The following is a 17751-nucleotide window of genomic DNA, read 5'->3' as shown; positions in this document are numbered from 1 at the left end:
GATGCAGAGGAAACACCACGTATGTTCAGGCTGCTCAAGACCGGCTAAAAAGTTAAAACGGCGTGGGGCTGCGAAATTTCAGCCCTTTGCCCGTTTCAGGATGTTTGAGGCGAAGCTCTTCAGAATGCAGCATCATCCGCGGATATTCTGCCGCGGCGTCGCTGGCGTAAAACGGGTCGCCTAAAATCGGATGACCAAGCGCCAAACAATGCACGCGCAATTGATGCGAACGCCCGGTTTTGGGTTTTAAACGCAAACGGGTTTCCGTGCCTTTCGCATGCATCACCTGCCATTCGGTGAGAGCCGGCTTTCCGGTTTCATGGCACACCATCTGACGCGGCCGGTTGGGCCAATCCACAATCAGGGGCAAATCCACAATGCCCATTTTATCCTGTACCTGCCCAGCAACAAGCGCAATATAGGTTTTTTGGGTTTTACGCTGCTCAAATTGCAGCGATATATGACGCTGCGCATGTGCACTCAGCGCAAAGACCATCACGCCGGATGTATCCCGATCAAGCCGATGTACCAATAACGCGCTGGGAAACACCGCTTGGACCCGGGTGATCAGACAATCGGCCAAATGTGGCCCGCGCCCGGGCACGGATAGCAGGCCCGCCGGTTTATCCACCACAACGATCTGATGATCATCATAAAGGATATTCAACGGCTCAACAGGGGGAGAATACGCACTGCTCATATCAGGGGCATAGCGCGCGCGCTGCACCCTGTCTATCCCCAAGGCTTTGCGTTGCCATTAGGAAGGGATTTGCCCATCAATAACACAAAATATAGCAAAAAAGAGATCACTGCTGCCTATCCAGGTTTCAACACCCTGTTTGATAGATCAGCTGTTGCCCTCTGATCAGAACTTCACATGACCAATGAAATACCCAAGTCATGATAATAAACAAAGGTACCACTATCCCCTGCACAGATGCGATGATATTTATGATCCCAATAGGATTGACGCGTGCCACACCGACCAAACTGAATTTTTGAATAATTTTTAATATCTAAAACGTTTTCATAGATTTTTTTTTGAGTTCATGCAGCTTTTAAGTCTTTAGGTAAATTAGGCCTGAAATAAAGAACCAATACGGCGCTGAATATCCGTATTCAGACCGCCATGGTTGCGCAGCCAATCAAGGCCAAAACGGCTTTTGTAAAACAAACCCTGTTTGGAATTTGTTCCTCGGCTTAAACCCGCCAAATCTTAGCGTGCGAAAAAATGAAAAAAGGGTTGATTTTTTCATTAACGTCTGAAAAATGAAAAAATACTGATTTTTTTCACGGAGCGCCTATGGCCGCGGCAGTCGCATCATCACTTAAATCCTTAGGGGCGGATCTGCGCGCGCTGCGCAAAGCGCGCGGCCAAACTTTGGCACATTTGGCAGAACAGCTTGATAAATCAGTCGGATGGCTGAGTCAGGTCGAACGCGATATTTCGCAACCCTCTATCGACGATTTACGCGCGCTTGCAGCGGCGCTTGATGTATCAATCTCAGTGTTTTTTGGCCAAAGCGATCCCCCCACCGATGAGGCCGGTTTCATCGTACGCCATGGCGCGCGCCGGCCTTTAGGCTCGGGCGAGGCGGGCTTGGTAGAAGAGCTGTTATCGCCCGATTTGACAGATGATTTTGAAATGCTCCATTCTACGTTTGAACCTGGCGCTGCGTTAAGCGCCCCGATCAGCCGCCCCACGCAAGAAGTGGGGTATTTGCTATCGGGAAAACTGGATATGGTGATTGCGGGCAAAGCCTTTACCATCCACCCAGGCGACAGCTTTCGCATCCGCGGAGAAGCGTTTCAATATGCCAACCCCTATAAAACAGCGGCTATTGCGATCTGGGTGATCGCGCCGCCCGTCTATTGAGGCGCTGATGAGCTTTGAAGCCTGGATCATATTTGTCAGTTTTTGGGCCTTGTTTGTGACCACGCCAGGGCCAAACGCGCTGAACTGTATCACGGTGGCCCTGCATTACGGCTTTAACACCGCGCTTTTTTGCGTGCTGGCGATACTGACACAAGCGTCGTTATTTCTAACCCTCTCGGCCTTTGGCATCACCGCGCTCATCGCCGCCTCGCCTTTGGCATTTGAGTTATTCAAATGGCTGGGCGCAGGATTTTTGATCTATTTGGGTCTGCGGGGGTGGATCAGCGCGGCGCAACCCGTTGCTGCGCAAAAACCCGATCACCGTAAAGTCTATGTCAAAGCCTTTATGATCGCCACGATTAATCCCAAATCAATCGCCGGATATCTGGCGGCTTTCAGCCAATTTGTTCAGCCGGATATTCCGATATGGGCGCAAATGGGCACGATTTTTCCAACCGCGCTTTGCCTGACCACATGCTCTTACCTCTGCTATTGCGCCATCGGGGTAAAGCTAGGCCAAGCCGCAATAAATGCCGTTTTCAGCACAAATTTGCGCCGCATTATGGCGCTGTTTTTTGTGTTTTACGGGGTTCTATTGGGCAGTAGCCAAATGGGAAAAGGGGTTTGAGCATGAGCGCGCGCATCAAAGGCGCCTGCGGGTGCGGAGCAATCGAATTTGAAATTCACAAACCCTTGCGCGATGTCATCGCCTGTCATTGCGGCCAATGCCGCAAACTGACCGGCCATTACTGGGCCGCAACGGCAGTGCCGAAGGAAAGATTGGTTTTTCAATCCAATGCGCGCTTGCAATGGTATCAATCCTCGCGGCATGTTCGACGGGGATTTTGCAACATCTGTGGTTCAAATTTATTTTACGATCATGAACAGCGCCCTGAAATTGCCATCAGCCCTGGCGCGCTTGAAGACCAAGTGGAGCTGTCTTTAACCGCGCATATTTTCACCGCCTCTAAGGGCGTTTATTATAAGATTTGCGATCAATTGCCCCAGCATCAACAGTGGAGCGGTAGATGGTCAGACTAGCTCAAAAGGCTGCAAATAACCCCAATTCACAGGCACAAAGCCGCGCCATTCGGGAAGCAGCCCAGCAGATGTGCGCCCTCAACAGTCTCACATCACAGATCCTAATATTTGGCCTTAAGGAGTAAGGGGACCATGTCAGAATTTCCATCAACAGCACGCGTCGTTATCATCGGAGGAGGCGCCGTGGGCGCGTCATGCCTTTATCATTTGGCCAAAGCCGGCTGGCGCGATTGTGTTCTGTTGGAAAAAAACGAATTGACGGCGGGCAGCACCTGGCATGCGGCGGGCAATGTGCCCACCTTTTCAACCTCTTGGTCGGTGATGAATATGCAGCGCTATTCCACCGAACTTTATCGCGGGCTTGGCAAGGCTGTGGACTATCCGATGAATTACCATGTCACCGGCTCGATCCGGCTGGCCCATTCGGACGCGCGCATGCAAGAATTCCAGCGCGCCAAAGGCATGGGCAAATCCCAAGGGATGGAGCTGGAGATTTTGGGGTTGGATGAGATCAAAGCCCGCTATCCCTTTCTCGAAACGCATGACCTGAAAGGTGCGCTATACGATCCCAATGATGGCGATATTGATCCGGCGCAGCTGACTCAAGCCTTGGCCAAAGGCGCGCGTGATCAGGGGGCAAAAATTTTACGCTTCACCCCCGCCACTGGGGTTGCGCGCGAAAATAACGAATGGATTGTAAAAACCGAAAAAGGCGATATTCGCTGTGAATATGTGGTGAATGCAGCGGGCTATTACGCCCAGCGCGTTGGCGAATGGTTCAAACCTTATGGCGGACGTACGCTGCCAATGATGGTGATGAGCCACCAATATATGCTCACCGATGAAATCCCCGAGCTTAAGGCCTGGAGCGCTGACTCAGGTCACAAGCTGCCGCTGCTGCGCGATGTCGATAGCAGCTATTATCTGCGCCAGGAAAAACACGGGCTGAATTTGGGGCCTTATGAGCGCAATTGCAAAGCCCATTGGATAAACCCCGAAGATCCAATGCCCGAGGATTTCAGCTTTCAGCTATATCCGGATGATTTAGAACGCTTGGAATGGTATGTTGAAGATGCGATGGCGCGGGTGCCCTTGCTGGGCTCTGCCGGTGTGTCAAAAGTAATCAACGGGCCCATCCCCTATGCGCCAGATGGAATGCCTCTGATCGGGCCAATGCCCGGCGTGCCCAACGCGTTTGAGGCCTGCGTCTTTACCTTTGGCATCGCGCAGGGCGGCGGCGCCGGCAAAGTGCTGGCCGAATGGCTGACCGAAGGCCAAACCGAATGGGATATGTGGTCTTGCGATCCGCGGCGCTACACTGATTACACAGATCCAGATTATTGCGTGCAAAAAGGTATGGAAGTCTATGGCCATGAATATGGCATGCATTTTCCCTGGCATGAATGGCCCGCCGGGCGCGATAAAAAGCTTTCTCCCAATCACCAGAAAATTTTAGAGCTGGGCGGCGTTATGGGTGCCTATAACGGCTGGGAGCGCGCCAATTGGTTTGCCAAACCCGGCGATGATACCAGCGAAGAAACCACACAAACCTGGAACCGCGCGGGGCCATGGGAGGCGCGTATCCGCGAAGAATGCGAGGCCGTGCGCGATCATTGCGGCGTGCTTGACCTGCCTGGGTTTTCGCGGTTTTGGATTCAAGGCACCGGGGCTGATGCTTGGCTGCGCGGGTTTTGCACAGGCGCCATTCCAAAAATCGGGCGGATGAATTTGATCTATGTGGCGGATCGCCGTGGGCGGATCCTTACCGAATTATCCTGCATTCGGCTAGACGTGGATAATTTTGTGTTGATCACGGCCGCCACGGCGCAATGGCATGATGGGGAATTGATCAAGAACAGCCTGCCGGCCGAGATTTCATTGCGCGAAACCACAACCGAGCGCGATACACTCATCGTCACCGGCCCCAAATCGCGCGATCTCTTATCCACCATCAGCGATGCGGATCTATCGCGCGGTTGGCTGACCCATCAATGGGCAAGTGTGGCGGGAGAAAAAGCCTTTTTGATCCGCGTGTCTTTCGCCGGCGAGCTGGGCTGGGAGATCCATGCCGAAAACGCGGCGATTCCGGCAATTTATGCGGCCGTGCTGGAGGCCGGCGCCAAACCTTTTGGAATGTACGCGCTGAATTCCCTGCGCATCGAAAAAGGCTATCGGGCCTGGAAGGGTGATTTATCCACCGATTATTCGATGCTGGAAGGCGGGCTTGAGCGGTTTGTGAAATTTGACAAGCCCGAAGCATTCAACGGCAAAGCCGCACTTCTCAGCGAAAAACAACAGGGCAGCAAAAAACGTTTTGTCACTTTACGCGTTGATGCGGGTGCCTGCGATGCACCCTATATGTCAACGCTATGGCACAATGGTAAGATCGTTGGGGAAACCACCTCTGGGGCATGGGGCTATCGGGTGAATGCCTCGCTGGCCTTGGGGATGCTGCGCAGCGATCTATGCGCGGCGGGAACCGAAGTTGAGGTTGAAATTTACGGTGAACGGCGTAGAGCAATCGTACAAACGGATGAGCCAAGTTGGGATCCGCAAAACGAAAGGCTGCGTGCATGAAAGACATAACCCTATTGGACGGATCTATTGGCCAAGAACTGGTAAAACGCGCCGGTAAAAAACCCACAGCTATGTGGTCAACCGCGGTGCTGATCGATCAACCTAATCTGGTAAGAGAGGTTCATAACGACTATTTTTCAGCCGGTGCGAGCGTGGCCACGACGAATACATATCCGGTTCTAAAAGACCGGCTCGAGCGCGAGGGATTGGCCGATCAGATCGAAACCCTTTGGGCGCGCGCGGTGCAAACCGCCTGCGCGGCGCGCAAGGCCCATGGTTCTGGCCGTGTTGCCGGTGCAATTGGCCCTCTGGTGGCCTCGTATCGCCCTGACCTCTGCCCGCCCCCAGCAGAAGCAGAAACGCTCTATGCAGATATCGTTGCGGCGCTCGCACCAAAAGTAGATGTTTTTCTTTTGGAAACAATGTGCTCGACTGATCAAGCCGAGGGGCTGCTCAGAGCCACGGGTAAAACCGATAAGCCCAGCTGGCTGGCGGTTTCCGTGGATGATTTCAATGGCAAAACCCTACGATCCGGCGAGCCGCTCGCGGCTTTAAAACCCGTGCTCGACCGCCATAAGCCTGACGCCGTTTTGATCAATTGCGCGCGCCCCGAAGCGGTCAATGAGGGCCTTGAAATTCTAAAAGATTTTGGGCTGCCTTTTGGCGCTTATGCCAATGGATTCACCAAAATAACAGATGCGTTCCTGACCGAAGCACCAACTGTGGATGCGCTGCAAGAGCGGCAAGATTTAGACCCCACAGCCTATGCGGCCTTTGCAATGGGCTGGGTTGCTCAGGGCGCCAGCATCATTGGCGGCTGCTGCGAAGTTGGCCCAGCGCATATCGCAGAAATCGCAAAGCAACTTTCGCAACATGGCTATAGTATAATTTAAACCGCTGACTGCGCGCGCCTGGGCGCGCCCAAAAAACGAGGTCTCCGCATGACAAACCTTCCTTCTCACGCGCGTGTCGTCATCATCGGTGGCGGCGTCATCGGCTGTTCTGTCGCCTATCACCTGGCCAAACTAGGATGGAAAGATGTGGTGCTGCTCGAACGCAAACAACTGACCTCGGGCACCACATGGCATGCCGCCGGATTGATCGCGCAATTGCGCGCCAGCTCGAATATGACCAAACTGGCAAAATACACGCAAGAGCTCTACGGGGCATTGGAGGCTGAAACCGGCGTCTCTACGGGGTTTAAACGGGTTGGATCGATCACGGTTGCCTTGACTGACGAACGCAAAGAGGAAATTTTTCGCTCCGCCGCAATGGCGCGGGCCTTTGGCGTCGATATTGACGAAATCACCCCGACGGAAATCGGCGAAAAATACCCCCATCTTAACTTGGAAAACGTGAAAGCCGGCGTATTTTTAGACAAAGATGGCCAAGGCGATCCGGCAAATATTGCCTTGGCTTTGGCAAAAGGGGCCCGCCAAGGTGGCGCCCTGATCCAAGAACGCGTTAAAGTCAGCGCGATTGCCCGTCAAGGCCGGCGGGTGACCGGTGTTGACTGGCGGGCGGAAGATGGCAGTAGTGGCCATATCGCCTGCGATATGATCGTGAATTGCGCTGGTATGTGGGGGCATGAAGTGGGCCGTATGGCGGGGGTCAACGTACCGCTGCATGCATGCGAACATTTTTACATCGTCTCAGAACCCATCAAAGGGCTAAGCCAACTTCCCGTTCTGCGGGTGCCCGATGAATGTGCGTATTATAAAGAAGATGCCGGAAAGATGATGCTGGGTGCCTTTGAGCCACAGGCAAAACCTTGGGCGATGAATGGCATTCCTGACAGCTTTGAATTTGACCAATTGCCCGAAGATTTTGATCATTTCGAACCAATTTTGGAAATGGCGATCAACCGCATGCCAATGTTAGGTGAAGCCGGCATTCATACGTTTTTCAACGGCCCGGAAAGTTTCACGCCCGATGATGCCTATCATTTGGGCCTTGCACCTGAAATGGATAATGTCTGGGTGGCGGCGGGGTTTAATTCGATCGGCATTCAATCGGCCGGTGGCGCCGGTATGGCGCTAAGCCAATGGATGGAAAGCGGTTCAAAGCCCTTTGATTTGGGGGATGTCGATATCAGCCGAATGCAACCTTTTCAGGGCAATAAACATTATTTATTCGAGCGCTCAAAAGAAACGCTGGGCCTGCTTTATGCCGACCATTTTCCCTATCGTCAAAAAGCGTCTGCGCGCCATATCCGGCATTCCCCATTTCATTCAAAACTCGACGCTGATGCCGCGGTTTTTGGCGAAGCCGGCGGTTGGGAGCGGCCCAACTGGTTTGCCACGCCAAGCCAAGAGCGCTCCTATGACTATAGCTGGAAACGCCAGAACTGGTTTGACAATGCCGCCCAAGAGCTGGCCGCCTTAAGAACCGGCGTGGGCATGTATGATATGTCATCATTTGGAAAATTGCGCGTCGAAGGCCCCGATGCAGAGGCATTTTTAAACTATATCTGCGGCAATGATTTATCGGTTCCAATTGAAAAAATTGTATATACGCAGTTTCTCAATCACGCAGGGGGTGTTGAAGCGGATGTCACGGTCACCCGGCTCAGCGAAACCGCCTTTATGGTGATAACGCCCGCCGTAACACGCTTGGCCGATGAAACATGGATGCGCCGCCATTTGGACGGCCGCGCCGTGGTCATCACCGATGTGACCGCGGGCGAGGCGGTGATGGCGGTGATGGGGCCGCAAGCACGCCAGCTGTTGCAAGCCGTATCTCCTAATGATTTTAGCAATGAGGCCAACCCCTTTGGCACGATGCAAGAGATCGAGATCGGCCTAGGTTTGGCGCGCGCGCATCGCGTCAGCTATGTGGGTGAGCTGGGCTGGGAAATTTACGTCAGCAGCGATATGGCGCTGCATCTTTACGACACGCTCAGCGCAGCGGGCAAAGCCTTTGATCTAAAACCTTGTGGCATGCATGCGATGGATTGCGGGCGCATTGAGAAGGGCTTTCGCCATTTCGGCCATGATATCACTTGCGAAGATCATGTCTTAGAGGCCGGTTTGGGGTTTGCCGTTAAAACCAGTAAACCCGAATTTATCGGCCGCGATGCGGTGCTGCGCAAGAAAGAGGCGGGGCTGAACACGCGCCTGCTGCAATTTCAACTGCAAGATCCAGATCCGATGCTCTATCACAATGAACCCGTGCTGCGCGATGGCGAAATTGTAGGCTATCTCAGCTCGGGCGCTTATGGCCATTACCTCGGGGCCGCGATTGGGATGGGTTATGTGCCTTGCAAGGGCGAAACCGGACAGGATCTTTTGGCCTCGGCCTATGAAATTGACGTTGCTGGTACGCGCGTAAAAGCCACAGCCTCACTGCGGCCGCTCTATGATCCAAGCGCCACGCGGGTGAAAGCTTAACGATCCTATTACGAATGAAACCTTTCACTGATGCAGGCTATTACCCGAGCAAAGCCGTTAAAATGCAGTTCACGTCTGCATGACTGATAGTGCAGCTTAGGCTTTTGCGCCTTGCAAAACGAAGCTTACCATCGCGGTACATATGCAAACAGTAGATCACGTAAAATGGCTGGCCACAGCCGTTCAATTGGTGGGGTATGGTTTAACCGGAATGGGGATCACCCTTTGGAATATATATTTTTTTGCCAGTATTCCGCTTTGCTTCGCAGTGGCTGTGATCTGGGTGTGATGTGGAAAGATCGAGCCATCAAGCTGGTGCATATTGGGGCGTTCATCTCGCTTCTAGGCGGGTATCTCAGCGCCGCTTAAACCGTCAGTTTTTTTTGAATTTCTGTGCTCTCCCTTTGCGCCTCTTACAAATTTAACCCTATAATATTACGCGCTTTAAAAGCCGAGCACGGCTAAATCACACCAGCCAAAAATACCGGGAAATACCGAATACATAGAGGCAAAAAAATACAATATTGATCCATTTTAACTGCGGTTCGCTACGCAGCCACGCGCAATAAATCCAAATCGCACAAAAGGGCAGTGAAAAGAACATCGTATAGGGGTAAAAATCAAAAACCACCGCTGCGACGCTTAACAGACCAAACACCAAGGCAATATTTTTCAACCGTTGTTCGGCCGTTTCTGACACTTCAAACGCCCCGCGACGCACATCTTGCATAAGCAACTCCTTCTTCTTTGCTGCCGGCCTTTATAGGCAAGGCCAAGATTTCGTAAATAAAAGCGCCTAGCGGCGTCAATGATGACCGTGTCCAGTTTTAAAGGTTAGGGCACACTTTAATGCATGTTCTTTAACCGCACCCTATTGCTTAACTCATATGCAGAGACCCGATTATAATGTGCGACCGGCCACCCTCAAACCGCCATGGCCTGTCGCTATATCTCGCAAACCGCCCTCTTGCATGCTGCGGCAACACCTAGGATAACACAGCCCACCCCACATGTCTTCTGCTCTTAAAAAGCCCCACGCAAAATAGGCGTGCACGGGCTGTTTGAGCCTGCACAACGCGAGCTGCGGCTTTATGAAACCTGAAGCACAATCTTACCGATATGGGCGCTGCTTTCCATCCGCTCATGCGCGGCTGCAGCCTCTTCCAAAGCAAAGCTGCTATCCATCACCGGTGCGATCCGTCCCTTTTCCAGAAGCGGCCATACGTTGTGCAACAAGCTTTGGGCAATCCGCGCTTTTGCCAGATCAGACTGCGGGCGCAGCGTGCTGCCGGTTAAGGTTAAGCGCCGCGTCATCATCTGCACAAAATTCAATTCTAGTTTGGGACCTGCCAAGAAGGCAATCTGTACCAACCGCCCATCATCGGCCAAAGCTTTGAGATTGCGCGGGATATACTCGCCTCCAACCATATCCAAAATAAGATGGGCGCCGCCCTCTGCACGCAGCGCCGCCACAAAATCCGCCTCGCGGTAATTCACCGCTTGCTCAGCCCCAAGATCCAAACAGGCCTGACATTTTGCAGCGCTGCCCGCGGTCGTGAAAACCCGCGCTCCAAACGCATGCGCCAATTGAATCGCTGTGGTGCCAATACCGGAAGATCCACCATGCACCAAAAACCGCTCACCGGCCTGCAATCCCCCGCGCATAAATACATTTGACCACACGGTGAAAAAGGTTTCAGGCAAGCAGGCCGCCTGCTTTAAATCCATACCGGCTGGGATCGGCAAGCAATGCGCAGCAGGGGTGACCGCATATTCTGAATAGCCCCCACCTGGCAGTAAGGCGCATACCTGATCACCCAGCTGCAGATTATGCACGCCAGTCCCCAATGCGCAGATCGTGCCCGAGGCTTCTAATCCGGGCAAATCGCTGGCCCCTGCCGGTGGATCATAGAGACCCGCACGCTGTAAAGCATCGGGGCGATTGACCCCGGCATAGGCCAATTTGATCACCACATCGCCATAATTTGGTTGCGGCACAGGGCGGTTGCAGAGCCGCAGCATAGACGGGCCGCCCGGTTTCTCAATTTCAACGGCGCGCATTCTTGAAAGGGCCGCGAATGCCGGCTCCTGAACCGCGCTCATGATCGGCCGCGCCATTGACCAGGCAAAGAGCTCACTGCAGAAGAAGAGGGCGCTTTGATTTTGCTGAAAATCTTGCTTGGGCCAGCGCTTAAACGGCTGAATACAGGGTTTTCCCGCATCTTATGTTTGAAGCTTTCAAACTGCATGACATTGGCGATACGCCGCTCTAAAAAATCCCATGTTGCTTGATAATTGACGCTGTCATCGCCCAACCAATATAAAACGCAAGAGGTATAAACCGCGCTTAACGTTGCGCGTTTGCTATACCAATTGAGATCGCGCGAGCCATCCCCAATCGCCTGCCATATGGCATCGCTTGTGCCCCAGATTAATTTGGCGCCTTCAAGCGAGTTTTGTGGCAGAGCAAATAAGGTTGTTCCACGTCTGACCGCTTCTTTATCCGGCACCGCCTGCAACCGAGTTCGCACCGCATAGATGATTTTCTCGCGAATTTTCAATTCTGACAGATCCGCAGCCTGCATCGCCTCTAGCATCGCCTGATCGCCTGCACGATGAAAAGCAACCGCCAGATCCAGGGCCCCGCGTGGAAAATGCAAACGCGCCGCAGGCTCGGATATCTGGGCATCAGCACACGCCGCCCGGAAGCTGGTTTCAGACCAACCGTCAAAGGGCACATGCATCAACATTGCCGCCAGCAACGCTTGTGTTGCGTCATGTTGGGGGTCGTTCATATTCTTTACCGCCTTCTCTAAATGCCAACACTAGACAAAATAGCCGCGCCTTGCTAGGGGACCAGCTCCTGCGACTTTATGCAACTTTAATCTAGAAAGGTGGTGACAACCACATGCAGGTAAGTGTTCGCGAAAACAATGTTGATCAGGCGCTACGGGTTCTGAAAAAGAAGCTGCAACGCGAAGGCGTTATTCGAGAAATGAAGCTGAAGCAGCATTTCGAAAAACCGTCTGAGAAACAGGCGCGCGAAAAAGCTGAGGCGATTCGTCGTGCCCGCAAACTGGCCCGTAAAAAGGCCGAACGCGAAAATATGATGTAAAAGCCCAGATGTTTGGGCAAATGAGTTTGACCCCCATGATTAACGTCGTGGGGGTTTTTATTTTACCCGTGACGCAAATGGCGCCCCAGATTTACAATGCGGGATGAAAAAGCCCGTTGCCCCCCTTCCAACCTTGTGACCCCGGACTTGTGGCGCATATCAGCTTTGAGTAGATTTGCCCAAATTAGACAATCAAGGATATTACGATGGATTGGCCCAATCTTATAAAAAACGCGAGCGCCCGCGTGGCGCCCTATATTCGACAAACGCCAATTGTGACATTTGAAACCGGCACTCTAACACAGCCTGTGGCGCTTAAATTAGAGCAATTACAACACGCTGGCAGCTTCAAAACCCGCGGCGCTTTTAACACTTTGCTTGGCACAGCACCGCCCGCGGCCGGGCTGGTGGCGGCCTCGGGGGGCAACCATGGTGCCGCCGTGGCTTATGCAGCGCAAAGGCTGGGCTTTCCCGCCCGCGTGTATGTACCGGAAATTGCCGGCCCAGCAAAGATTTCCCTTATCCGCGCCTGCGGCGCAGATCTTCAGGTGGTGCCAGGGGCCTATTCAAACGCCTTAGAACAAGCCAAAGCCTGGGAAGAAAAAACCGGCGCGATGCAAATTCACGCATATGATGCTGAGGCCACGGTTGCAGGCCAAGGCAGCTGTTTCGTTGAATGGGAACAGCAGGGGCTAAATGCCGATACAGTGCTTATCGCGGTGGGCGGCGGCGGGCTGATCGCCGGCGCTTTGGGATGGTTTCAAGGGCGGTGTAAAATTGTTGCCGTTGAACCAGAACGCTGCGCGACGTTACACGCGGCACTGGACGCAAACGCCCCTGTTAATGTTGAGGTCTCGGGCGTTGCGGCAAATGCTTTGGGCGCACAAAAAATTGGCACGATCTGCTTTGATCTGGCGCAATCTACCGGCATAGAATCTGTTCTTGTTTCTGATGCTGCGATCACGCAGGCCCAGCGCAGGCTTTGGCAAGATCTCAGGCAGGTGGTTGAACCCGCAGGCGCTGCCGCTTTGGCGGCTGTGCTCAGTGGCGCCTATACACCTGAGCCAGACGAGCGTTTGGCGGTTTTGGTCTGCGGGGGCAATATTGCTTCAGACCCGCTTGCATAACGCCGCTCAATAGATCTTTGGCACATATAATTCATCGGGCAGCACGCGGCGTTCATAATCAGGATTAAACACCCGCTCTGGCAAAGTGATCTTTTCAGACGGCATATCTTGATAGGGAATCTTGCCCAGAATATGTTCAATACAATTCAGCCGTTCGCGTTTTTTATCGTTGCCTTCCACGATATACCAAGGCGCTTCAGGAATATTGGTACGGGCAAACATATCTTCTTTGGCTATTGTATATTGCTCCCAACGAATGCGGCTTTCCAAATCAATCGGCGAAAGCTTCCATTGTTTCATCGGATCATGGATGCGCATCAAAAACCGCATCTGCTGCTCTTCATCTGAAATAGAAAACCAATATTTCAAAACAAGAATACCCGAACGCACCAACATGCGTTCAAATTCAGGTACATCGCGAAAAAACTGTTCGACCTGATCTTCTTCAGCAAAACCCATCACCCGCTCAACACCGGCACGATTATACCAGGAACGATCGAACAAAACGATTTCTCCACCCGCCGGCAAATGCGGAACGTAACGCTGAAAATACCATTGCGTCTGCTCGCGCTCTGAGGGTTTGGGCAACGCCACAACCCGGGCAACCCGTGGGTTCAAGCGTTGCGTAATGCGCTTTATCACCCCGCCTTTGCCGGCGCTATCGCGCCCCTCGCAGATGATTAGGATTTTGGCACCGGTGGCTTCAACCCAATGCTGCAACTTGATCAGCTCCATCTGCAAGCGCAACAGGTTGCGATAATAGACCCGCCGATCCAGCATATCCGGATGCTTATCCTTGTAAATCTTGCGGATCTCTTCAGTTAGCATCGGTTCGCTGAACTCGTTTTCATAGAGCTCATCCAGCGTATCTTCCAATTCGGCTTCCAGCCAATCGCGCGGGGTTGAGGAGGTTTCGTTCATGCTCATTCCTTTGTAATGCCAACTATAATAAACACTGCAATGGCAGATGTCACTGAGGTTACAATTCTTGGCACGACAAGCGCGCTTGGCGCGGTTATTCTTGCGCTCCTGCGATCGTCAAAGCGTTGACAGTCTGCAATCCAACCCAAATACGCCAAACAGAGCCACCCACAGAAATCCCTCGGTTAATATGCAACGGGCTAGTTTTAGCTTGCGCGATCTTTAGAAAAAAAATACACTTTAAAAGTGTTTTATGGGTGTCGGTTTGCCCTTTAGGTTTTGCAGTGTATTTTTTTAAATTTCTAAAATCCGCGATACTTTCCTTGGCACTCGCGGTTTCAACCCAAGCCGTGTCGGAAAGCGCCGCGGATCTCGTTTCCACGATACAGCATCCGAATTTTCAACATATCTATCTCATCACCGATCGCGACGCGCGGTCTTTTGAGGCCAGATTGATTTTCCAAAACGGTGAATTAGACAACCCCTACGCTGAAGGACTTGCGCATTATGTCGAACATTTGGCTTGGCTTAACGTAACGCAAAGCAAAGATTTTGAGGCCCTTCGCCATTCTAATGCAGGGACCAATTTAACCAGCACAACCTATGTTACGCATAGTTCTGAAACGCGGTTAAACAAAGAGTTGCAGCGCTTGGTCGAGGTTAGCGCTCCCTTCACCTTGGCTGAACGCTTTATGTTGGAAGAGCGGGATATTATCCTGCGCGAATATGAGGCGAACGTTGCAGAAAACCCTTATTTCGAAATTGAACAAAATATAACTAAAGCACTTTACCCAAGCTCACCATGGGCGAGATCGGTACTTGGATCCCCGGCTGAAATAGGAAGTTTCAACTTAAGCAACGCTAAAAAATTACACCGTAAAAGCCATGAGTTGGGCAATGCCGTTTTAATCGTTACCGGGAATATTTCAAAGACCACCTTACAAAAAGCATTAAGAAACTTAAATTTTCCAAAACCTGCCGCTCCCATTGCGCCGTCACCTCTGCCCACTCCTGAGGTCGGAAACAAACGTGTCGCTGCGGATATACAAGTTGCAAGGCTTGGCAGCCCGACTTTATTCTATCGAAAACTAATTAAACGCCCCCCCTGCTCGGATGCGGCCTTTTGCGATCAAACAGTTCGAGTTTTACGCGCAGCGCTCGACTCATCTTTACCCGGCGGGATAGCCGGCCCTTTACGGTTTGATGATTTTTTCGCGCGCAGCTTCTGGTTTGATTTGCGCGCCATAGGGTCAAAGCATCTGCTAATTGAATTCACAGCAGAACCCGATTTGAATGTTTCTTTAAGCAAACTCGAAACCGAATTTGCCAAAGTTTTCAACGAAATCGTCCAGCAAGGTATCCCCGAAAAAACAATCAAACAGATCAAAAAGCGATTTCAAGGTCACCTTAACGACGTTTTAAAACGCAAAAATTACAGAAAAAACCTTCTTATTGATCGGGTGTCCAACCGTCAGCCTTATTACGGGCTCACAGCTGAACAGCGGGCTCTGCGAAGCGTCACCGCGCAAAAGATCAACGATTTGTTAAACGCCCTCGGCCAATCCGGACGCACAGTTATCTACCGGGCAAATGAATTATGAAAAAGGAAAGTCCAAGTGATAAGATATTTTCTAATTTTTGCGACAAGCATGCTTTTGAGCTGCCAAGAGGATGATCTAAATGCAGATGCCAGTGGCGAACCACGTCCAGCAGAATTCAAAATGTTACCAGAAGAAAACCGCAGCGTTATTTTGGCCACGACCCCGCGGGGGCATACATTTCATTTTATGCCGATCTATGAACCCGGTGTAACGGATATAACGATCACGATTGCTTGGCCTTCCAACTGGGCTTATGAGACATCGCGCAATCCGGCCGTTCCATATATTGGCACAGAAACCCTTTTAAGTGGAGGAACGGAAGATATTTCTCCAAAGGAATTGAATGAATTTCTATCGGACAGAAATTCAGGCGGATCGCTCATTCCCACTGCAGACTACGTGTATGGCGAAATCAACTTTCCGAAAGAATACCGCGAAGACGTCATTAAACTTGCTGCAGATGCGCTGCGCAGGCCACAATTCGATCCACGTTGGATTCACAGAATTAAGGGTTCAATACGCCAAAACATACAGTCTGCGCATTTAAAAACAGAAACAAAAATGTGGAATTTAGCTCGAAAAGCGAATTTGGGCGATAGCCCGCTATATCACTTTCTGACGCTGCCCGATCCTGGGGTGATTGATGATGTATCTGTGGATATGTTACGCCAATGGCATAAGCAAACCTTCACCCAATCAGGCTTAACAATCGTGGTCACTGGCGCCATTTCTCGGCAAGATGCTGGCAGATCAGTGGATACCTTGCTCTCTGATCTGCCCAAAGGGCCCGTATCTCAGCCGCCAGACATTAACGCAAAGATAAAACCGCAAAACCGTTTTTCTGCATGTACCAGAGGCTGAGAAAACAACAATCGGGATATTAGGCCGCCTTCCTCCCACCTCTCAGGGCAATGACTTAACCGACCTCTTAGCCTTATCGTATTTTTCGCAAAACGGGTCAGGCCCTTTATTTTCTGCTCTGCGCACCGAAAAGCGCGCGAGTTACGGCTTTCAGGCTGGATTTTTCGACTATAATCGCAAAAATAGGCTCCTGTTTATAACCGGCGCCGTTGCCGCAGAGCAAGCCGCAGACGTGGCGGCAGATATCCTCGAAATATATGAAGAATATCGCTTAGATCCCAATTTTGAAACCTTGGCAGATCTGCGAAATGGCATGGTTAATCAGACACAAAAAAATGTCACCTATGTAAATATCGCCGCCCGAACAATTTTAGAATTGGCCCTCGATAAACGCGATCCAAAAATCGCTCCAAAACTACATAACGAATTGGCAAAACTACATTCGCAAGATTTGAAATCAAGAATGAAAACAATATTTCCACCCAAAAGTGAATTGGCGGTTTTCGCAGCAGGGCCAAGCAAAATGGGCTGGTCGGATGCCTGCGTTATTTCAAAAATCGAAGCGCTTGATGACTGTTAAGGCTGAAAGAAATCTAGCAGATATTTTTCATCTCTCGATGCACAAATATTCCATAAAACCGCGCGGTCAGCACGCGCAAATTTACAAAGGCAAGGCCGTGGTTTTAAAAACAGTGCGCAGCGCGAACAAAGATTGCATCTGCGCCACGCCGGGCAGCCGAGCCAAAGATTGACGATGGATGCGGGCATAATCCTCTGTGCTATCAGCCACCACTTTCAGCAAATAATCAGCGCTGCCCGCCATCAGATGGCACTCTAAAACATCAGGTACCCGCGCAACGGCTTTTTCAAAGCTGTCCAAAATCTCATCCGCTTGACCCGATAAGGTGATTTCTACAAACACCGTGGTTGGCTTTTGCAATTTGCGCGGATCCAGCAAGGCGACATAATCTTTTATATAGCCCTCAGCCTCCAGCCGCTGGATCCGCCGATGACAGGCTGAGGCAGACAGGTTTACCCGTTCAGCCACATCCGCATTTGACATTCGCCCATGCCGCTGCAGGATAATCAAGATTCGACGATCCGTTGAGTCAATCTGCATAACTTGCAATAATCTTCTAATATTTTATCAATTAGTTACAGTATATTTGAAAAACACTGGAATTCAATCACAATCTTTTCAAGAAAATTGCGTGCGATACCTGTCATAATTTGTTCAAAGCAA

At 51.5% G+C, this 17751-nt stretch carries 17 protein-coding genes and 1 pseudogene; 12 read left to right on the top strand and 6 right to left on the bottom strand.

Annotation, left to right across the window (positions count from 1 at the left end):
- Positions 1 to 52: 52 nt before the first annotated feature.
- Complete coding sequence (locus tag GN241_02830) at positions 53 to 700, bottom strand: RluA family pseudouridine synthase (GenBank protein ID XAT59156.1); 648 nt, start codon at positions 698 to 700, stop codon at positions 53 to 55.
- Positions 701 to 1303: 603 nt separating this feature from the next.
- On the opposite strand from GN241_02830, the gene GN241_02825 reads away from it, so the two are divergent.
- The 7 genes and pseudogenes from GN241_02825 (at position 1304) to GN241_02795 (ending at position 9252) form a co-directional block, all read left to right on the top strand.
- A complete protein-coding gene (locus GN241_02825) occupies positions 1304 to 1876 on the top strand; it encodes a helix-turn-helix domain-containing protein (protein XAT56384.1) in 573 nt (190 codons plus the stop codon).
- A gap of 7 nt (positions 1877 to 1883) precedes the next feature.
- Complete coding sequence (locus GN241_02820) at positions 1884 to 2504, top strand: LysE family transporter (protein XAT56383.1); 621 nt, start codon at positions 1884 to 1886, stop codon at positions 2502 to 2504.
- Positions 2505 to 2506: 2 nt separating this feature from the next.
- Positions 2507 to 2917, top strand: coding sequence for a GFA family protein (locus tag GN241_02815; protein XAT56382.1), 411 nt, complete (start codon positions 2507 to 2509; stop codon positions 2915 to 2917).
- A gap of 132 nt (positions 2918 to 3049) precedes the next feature.
- Positions 3050 to 5494 (top strand): FAD-dependent oxidoreductase, encoded by a 2445-nt coding sequence (locus tag GN241_02810; protein ID XAT56381.1) that lies wholly within the window; start codon positions 3050 to 3052, stop codon positions 5492 to 5494.
- Positions 5491 to 6387 carry a homocysteine S-methyltransferase gene (locus GN241_02805; protein XAT56380.1) on the top strand — a complete coding sequence of 299 codons (897 nt, stop codon included), beginning with the start codon at positions 5491 to 5493 and terminating at the stop codon, positions 6385 to 6387. The genes GN241_02810 and GN241_02805 overlap by 4 nt, the downstream gene beginning before the upstream one ends.
- A gap of 48 nt (positions 6388 to 6435) precedes the next feature.
- Complete coding sequence (locus GN241_02800; protein ID XAT56379.1) at positions 6436 to 8883, top strand: FAD-dependent oxidoreductase; 2448 nt, start codon at positions 6436 to 6438, stop codon at positions 8881 to 8883.
- Between the two features lie 142 nt (positions 8884 to 9025).
- Positions 9026 to 9252 (top strand): annotated as a pseudogene (locus GN241_02795) (ubiquinone biosynthesis methyltransferase UbiE).
- A gap of 97 nt (positions 9253 to 9349) precedes the next feature.
- Here GN241_02795 and GN241_02790 read toward each other — a convergent pair.
- The 3 genes from GN241_02790 to GN241_02780 all read right to left on the bottom strand — a co-directional run bounded on the left by GN241_02790 (position 9350) and on the right by GN241_02780 (position 11678).
- Positions 9350 to 9613, bottom strand: coding sequence for a peptidase (locus tag GN241_02790; GenBank protein XAT56378.1), 264 nt, complete (start codon positions 9611 to 9613; stop codon positions 9350 to 9352).
- A gap of 359 nt (positions 9614 to 9972) precedes the next feature.
- Positions 9973 to 10944, bottom strand: coding sequence for a zinc-binding dehydrogenase (locus GN241_02785; GenBank protein ID XAT59155.1), 972 nt, complete (start codon positions 10942 to 10944; stop codon positions 9973 to 9975).
- 38 nt (positions 10945 to 10982) lie between these two features.
- Positions 10983 to 11678, bottom strand: coding sequence for a COQ9 family protein (locus GN241_02780; GenBank protein ID XAT56377.1), 696 nt, complete (start codon positions 11676 to 11678; stop codon positions 10983 to 10985).
- Positions 11679 to 11791: 113 nt separating this feature from the next.
- Here GN241_02780 and rpsU point away from each other — a divergent pair, with 113 nt between their 5' ends.
- Together rpsU and GN241_02770 are read left to right on the top strand one after the other, a co-directional pair.
- On the top strand, positions 11792 to 11998 hold the full coding sequence (gene rpsU, locus GN241_02775; protein XAT56376.1) for a 30S ribosomal protein S21: 207 nt from the start codon (positions 11792 to 11794) through the stop codon (positions 11996 to 11998).
- Between the two features lie 206 nt (positions 11999 to 12204).
- Positions 12205 to 13125 (top strand): pyridoxal-phosphate dependent enzyme, encoded by a 921-nt coding sequence (locus GN241_02770; GenBank protein ID XAT56375.1) that lies wholly within the window; start codon positions 12205 to 12207, stop codon positions 13123 to 13125.
- 6 nt (positions 13126 to 13131) lie between these two features.
- Here the strand turns inward: GN241_02770 and ppk2 are convergent, their stop codons facing one another.
- Positions 13132 to 14046: a polyphosphate kinase 2 gene (gene ppk2 / locus GN241_02765; protein ID XAT56374.1), complete on the bottom strand. Its 915-nt coding sequence runs from the start codon at positions 14044 to 14046 to the stop codon at positions 13132 to 13134.
- A 113-nt stretch (positions 14047 to 14159) separates the two neighbouring features.
- On the opposite strand from ppk2, the gene GN241_02760 reads away from it, so the two are divergent.
- Genes GN241_02760 through GN241_02750 form a run of 3 tightly spaced genes read left to right on the top strand, consistent with a single transcriptional unit; the run spans position 14160 to position 17088 of the window.
- Complete coding sequence (locus GN241_02760; protein ID XAT56373.1) at positions 14160 to 15647, top strand: hypothetical protein; 1488 nt, start codon at positions 14160 to 14162, stop codon at positions 15645 to 15647.
- A 15-nt stretch (positions 15648 to 15662) separates the two neighbouring features.
- The gene (locus tag GN241_02755) at positions 15663 to 16508 is read left to right on the top strand and encodes a hypothetical protein (GenBank protein ID XAT56372.1); all 846 of its coding nucleotides are present in this window, start codon (positions 15663 to 15665) and stop codon (positions 16506 to 16508) included.
- Positions 16489 to 17088 (top strand): hypothetical protein, encoded by a 600-nt coding sequence (locus GN241_02750; GenBank protein XAT56371.1) that lies wholly within the window; start codon positions 16489 to 16491, stop codon positions 17086 to 17088. Before GN241_02755 ends, GN241_02750 begins: the two co-directional genes overlap by 20 nt.
- Positions 17089 to 17169: 81 nt before the next feature.
- Here the strand turns inward: GN241_02750 and GN241_02745 are convergent, their stop codons facing one another.
- Positions 17170 to 17628, bottom strand: a complete 459-nt coding sequence (locus GN241_02745) for a winged helix-turn-helix transcriptional regulator (protein ID XAT56370.1) — start codon at positions 17626 to 17628, stop codon at positions 17170 to 17172.
- Positions 17629 to 17751: the final 123 nt, after the last annotated feature.

The organism is Rhodobacteraceae bacterium IMCC1335 (assembly GCA_039640495.1).
GTDB lineage: Bacteria > Pseudomonadota > Alphaproteobacteria > Rhodobacterales > Rhodobacteraceae > Thalassovivens.
Note: the sequence above shows the minus strand (reverse complement) of the source record. Positions and strands in the feature narration are given on the sequence as shown.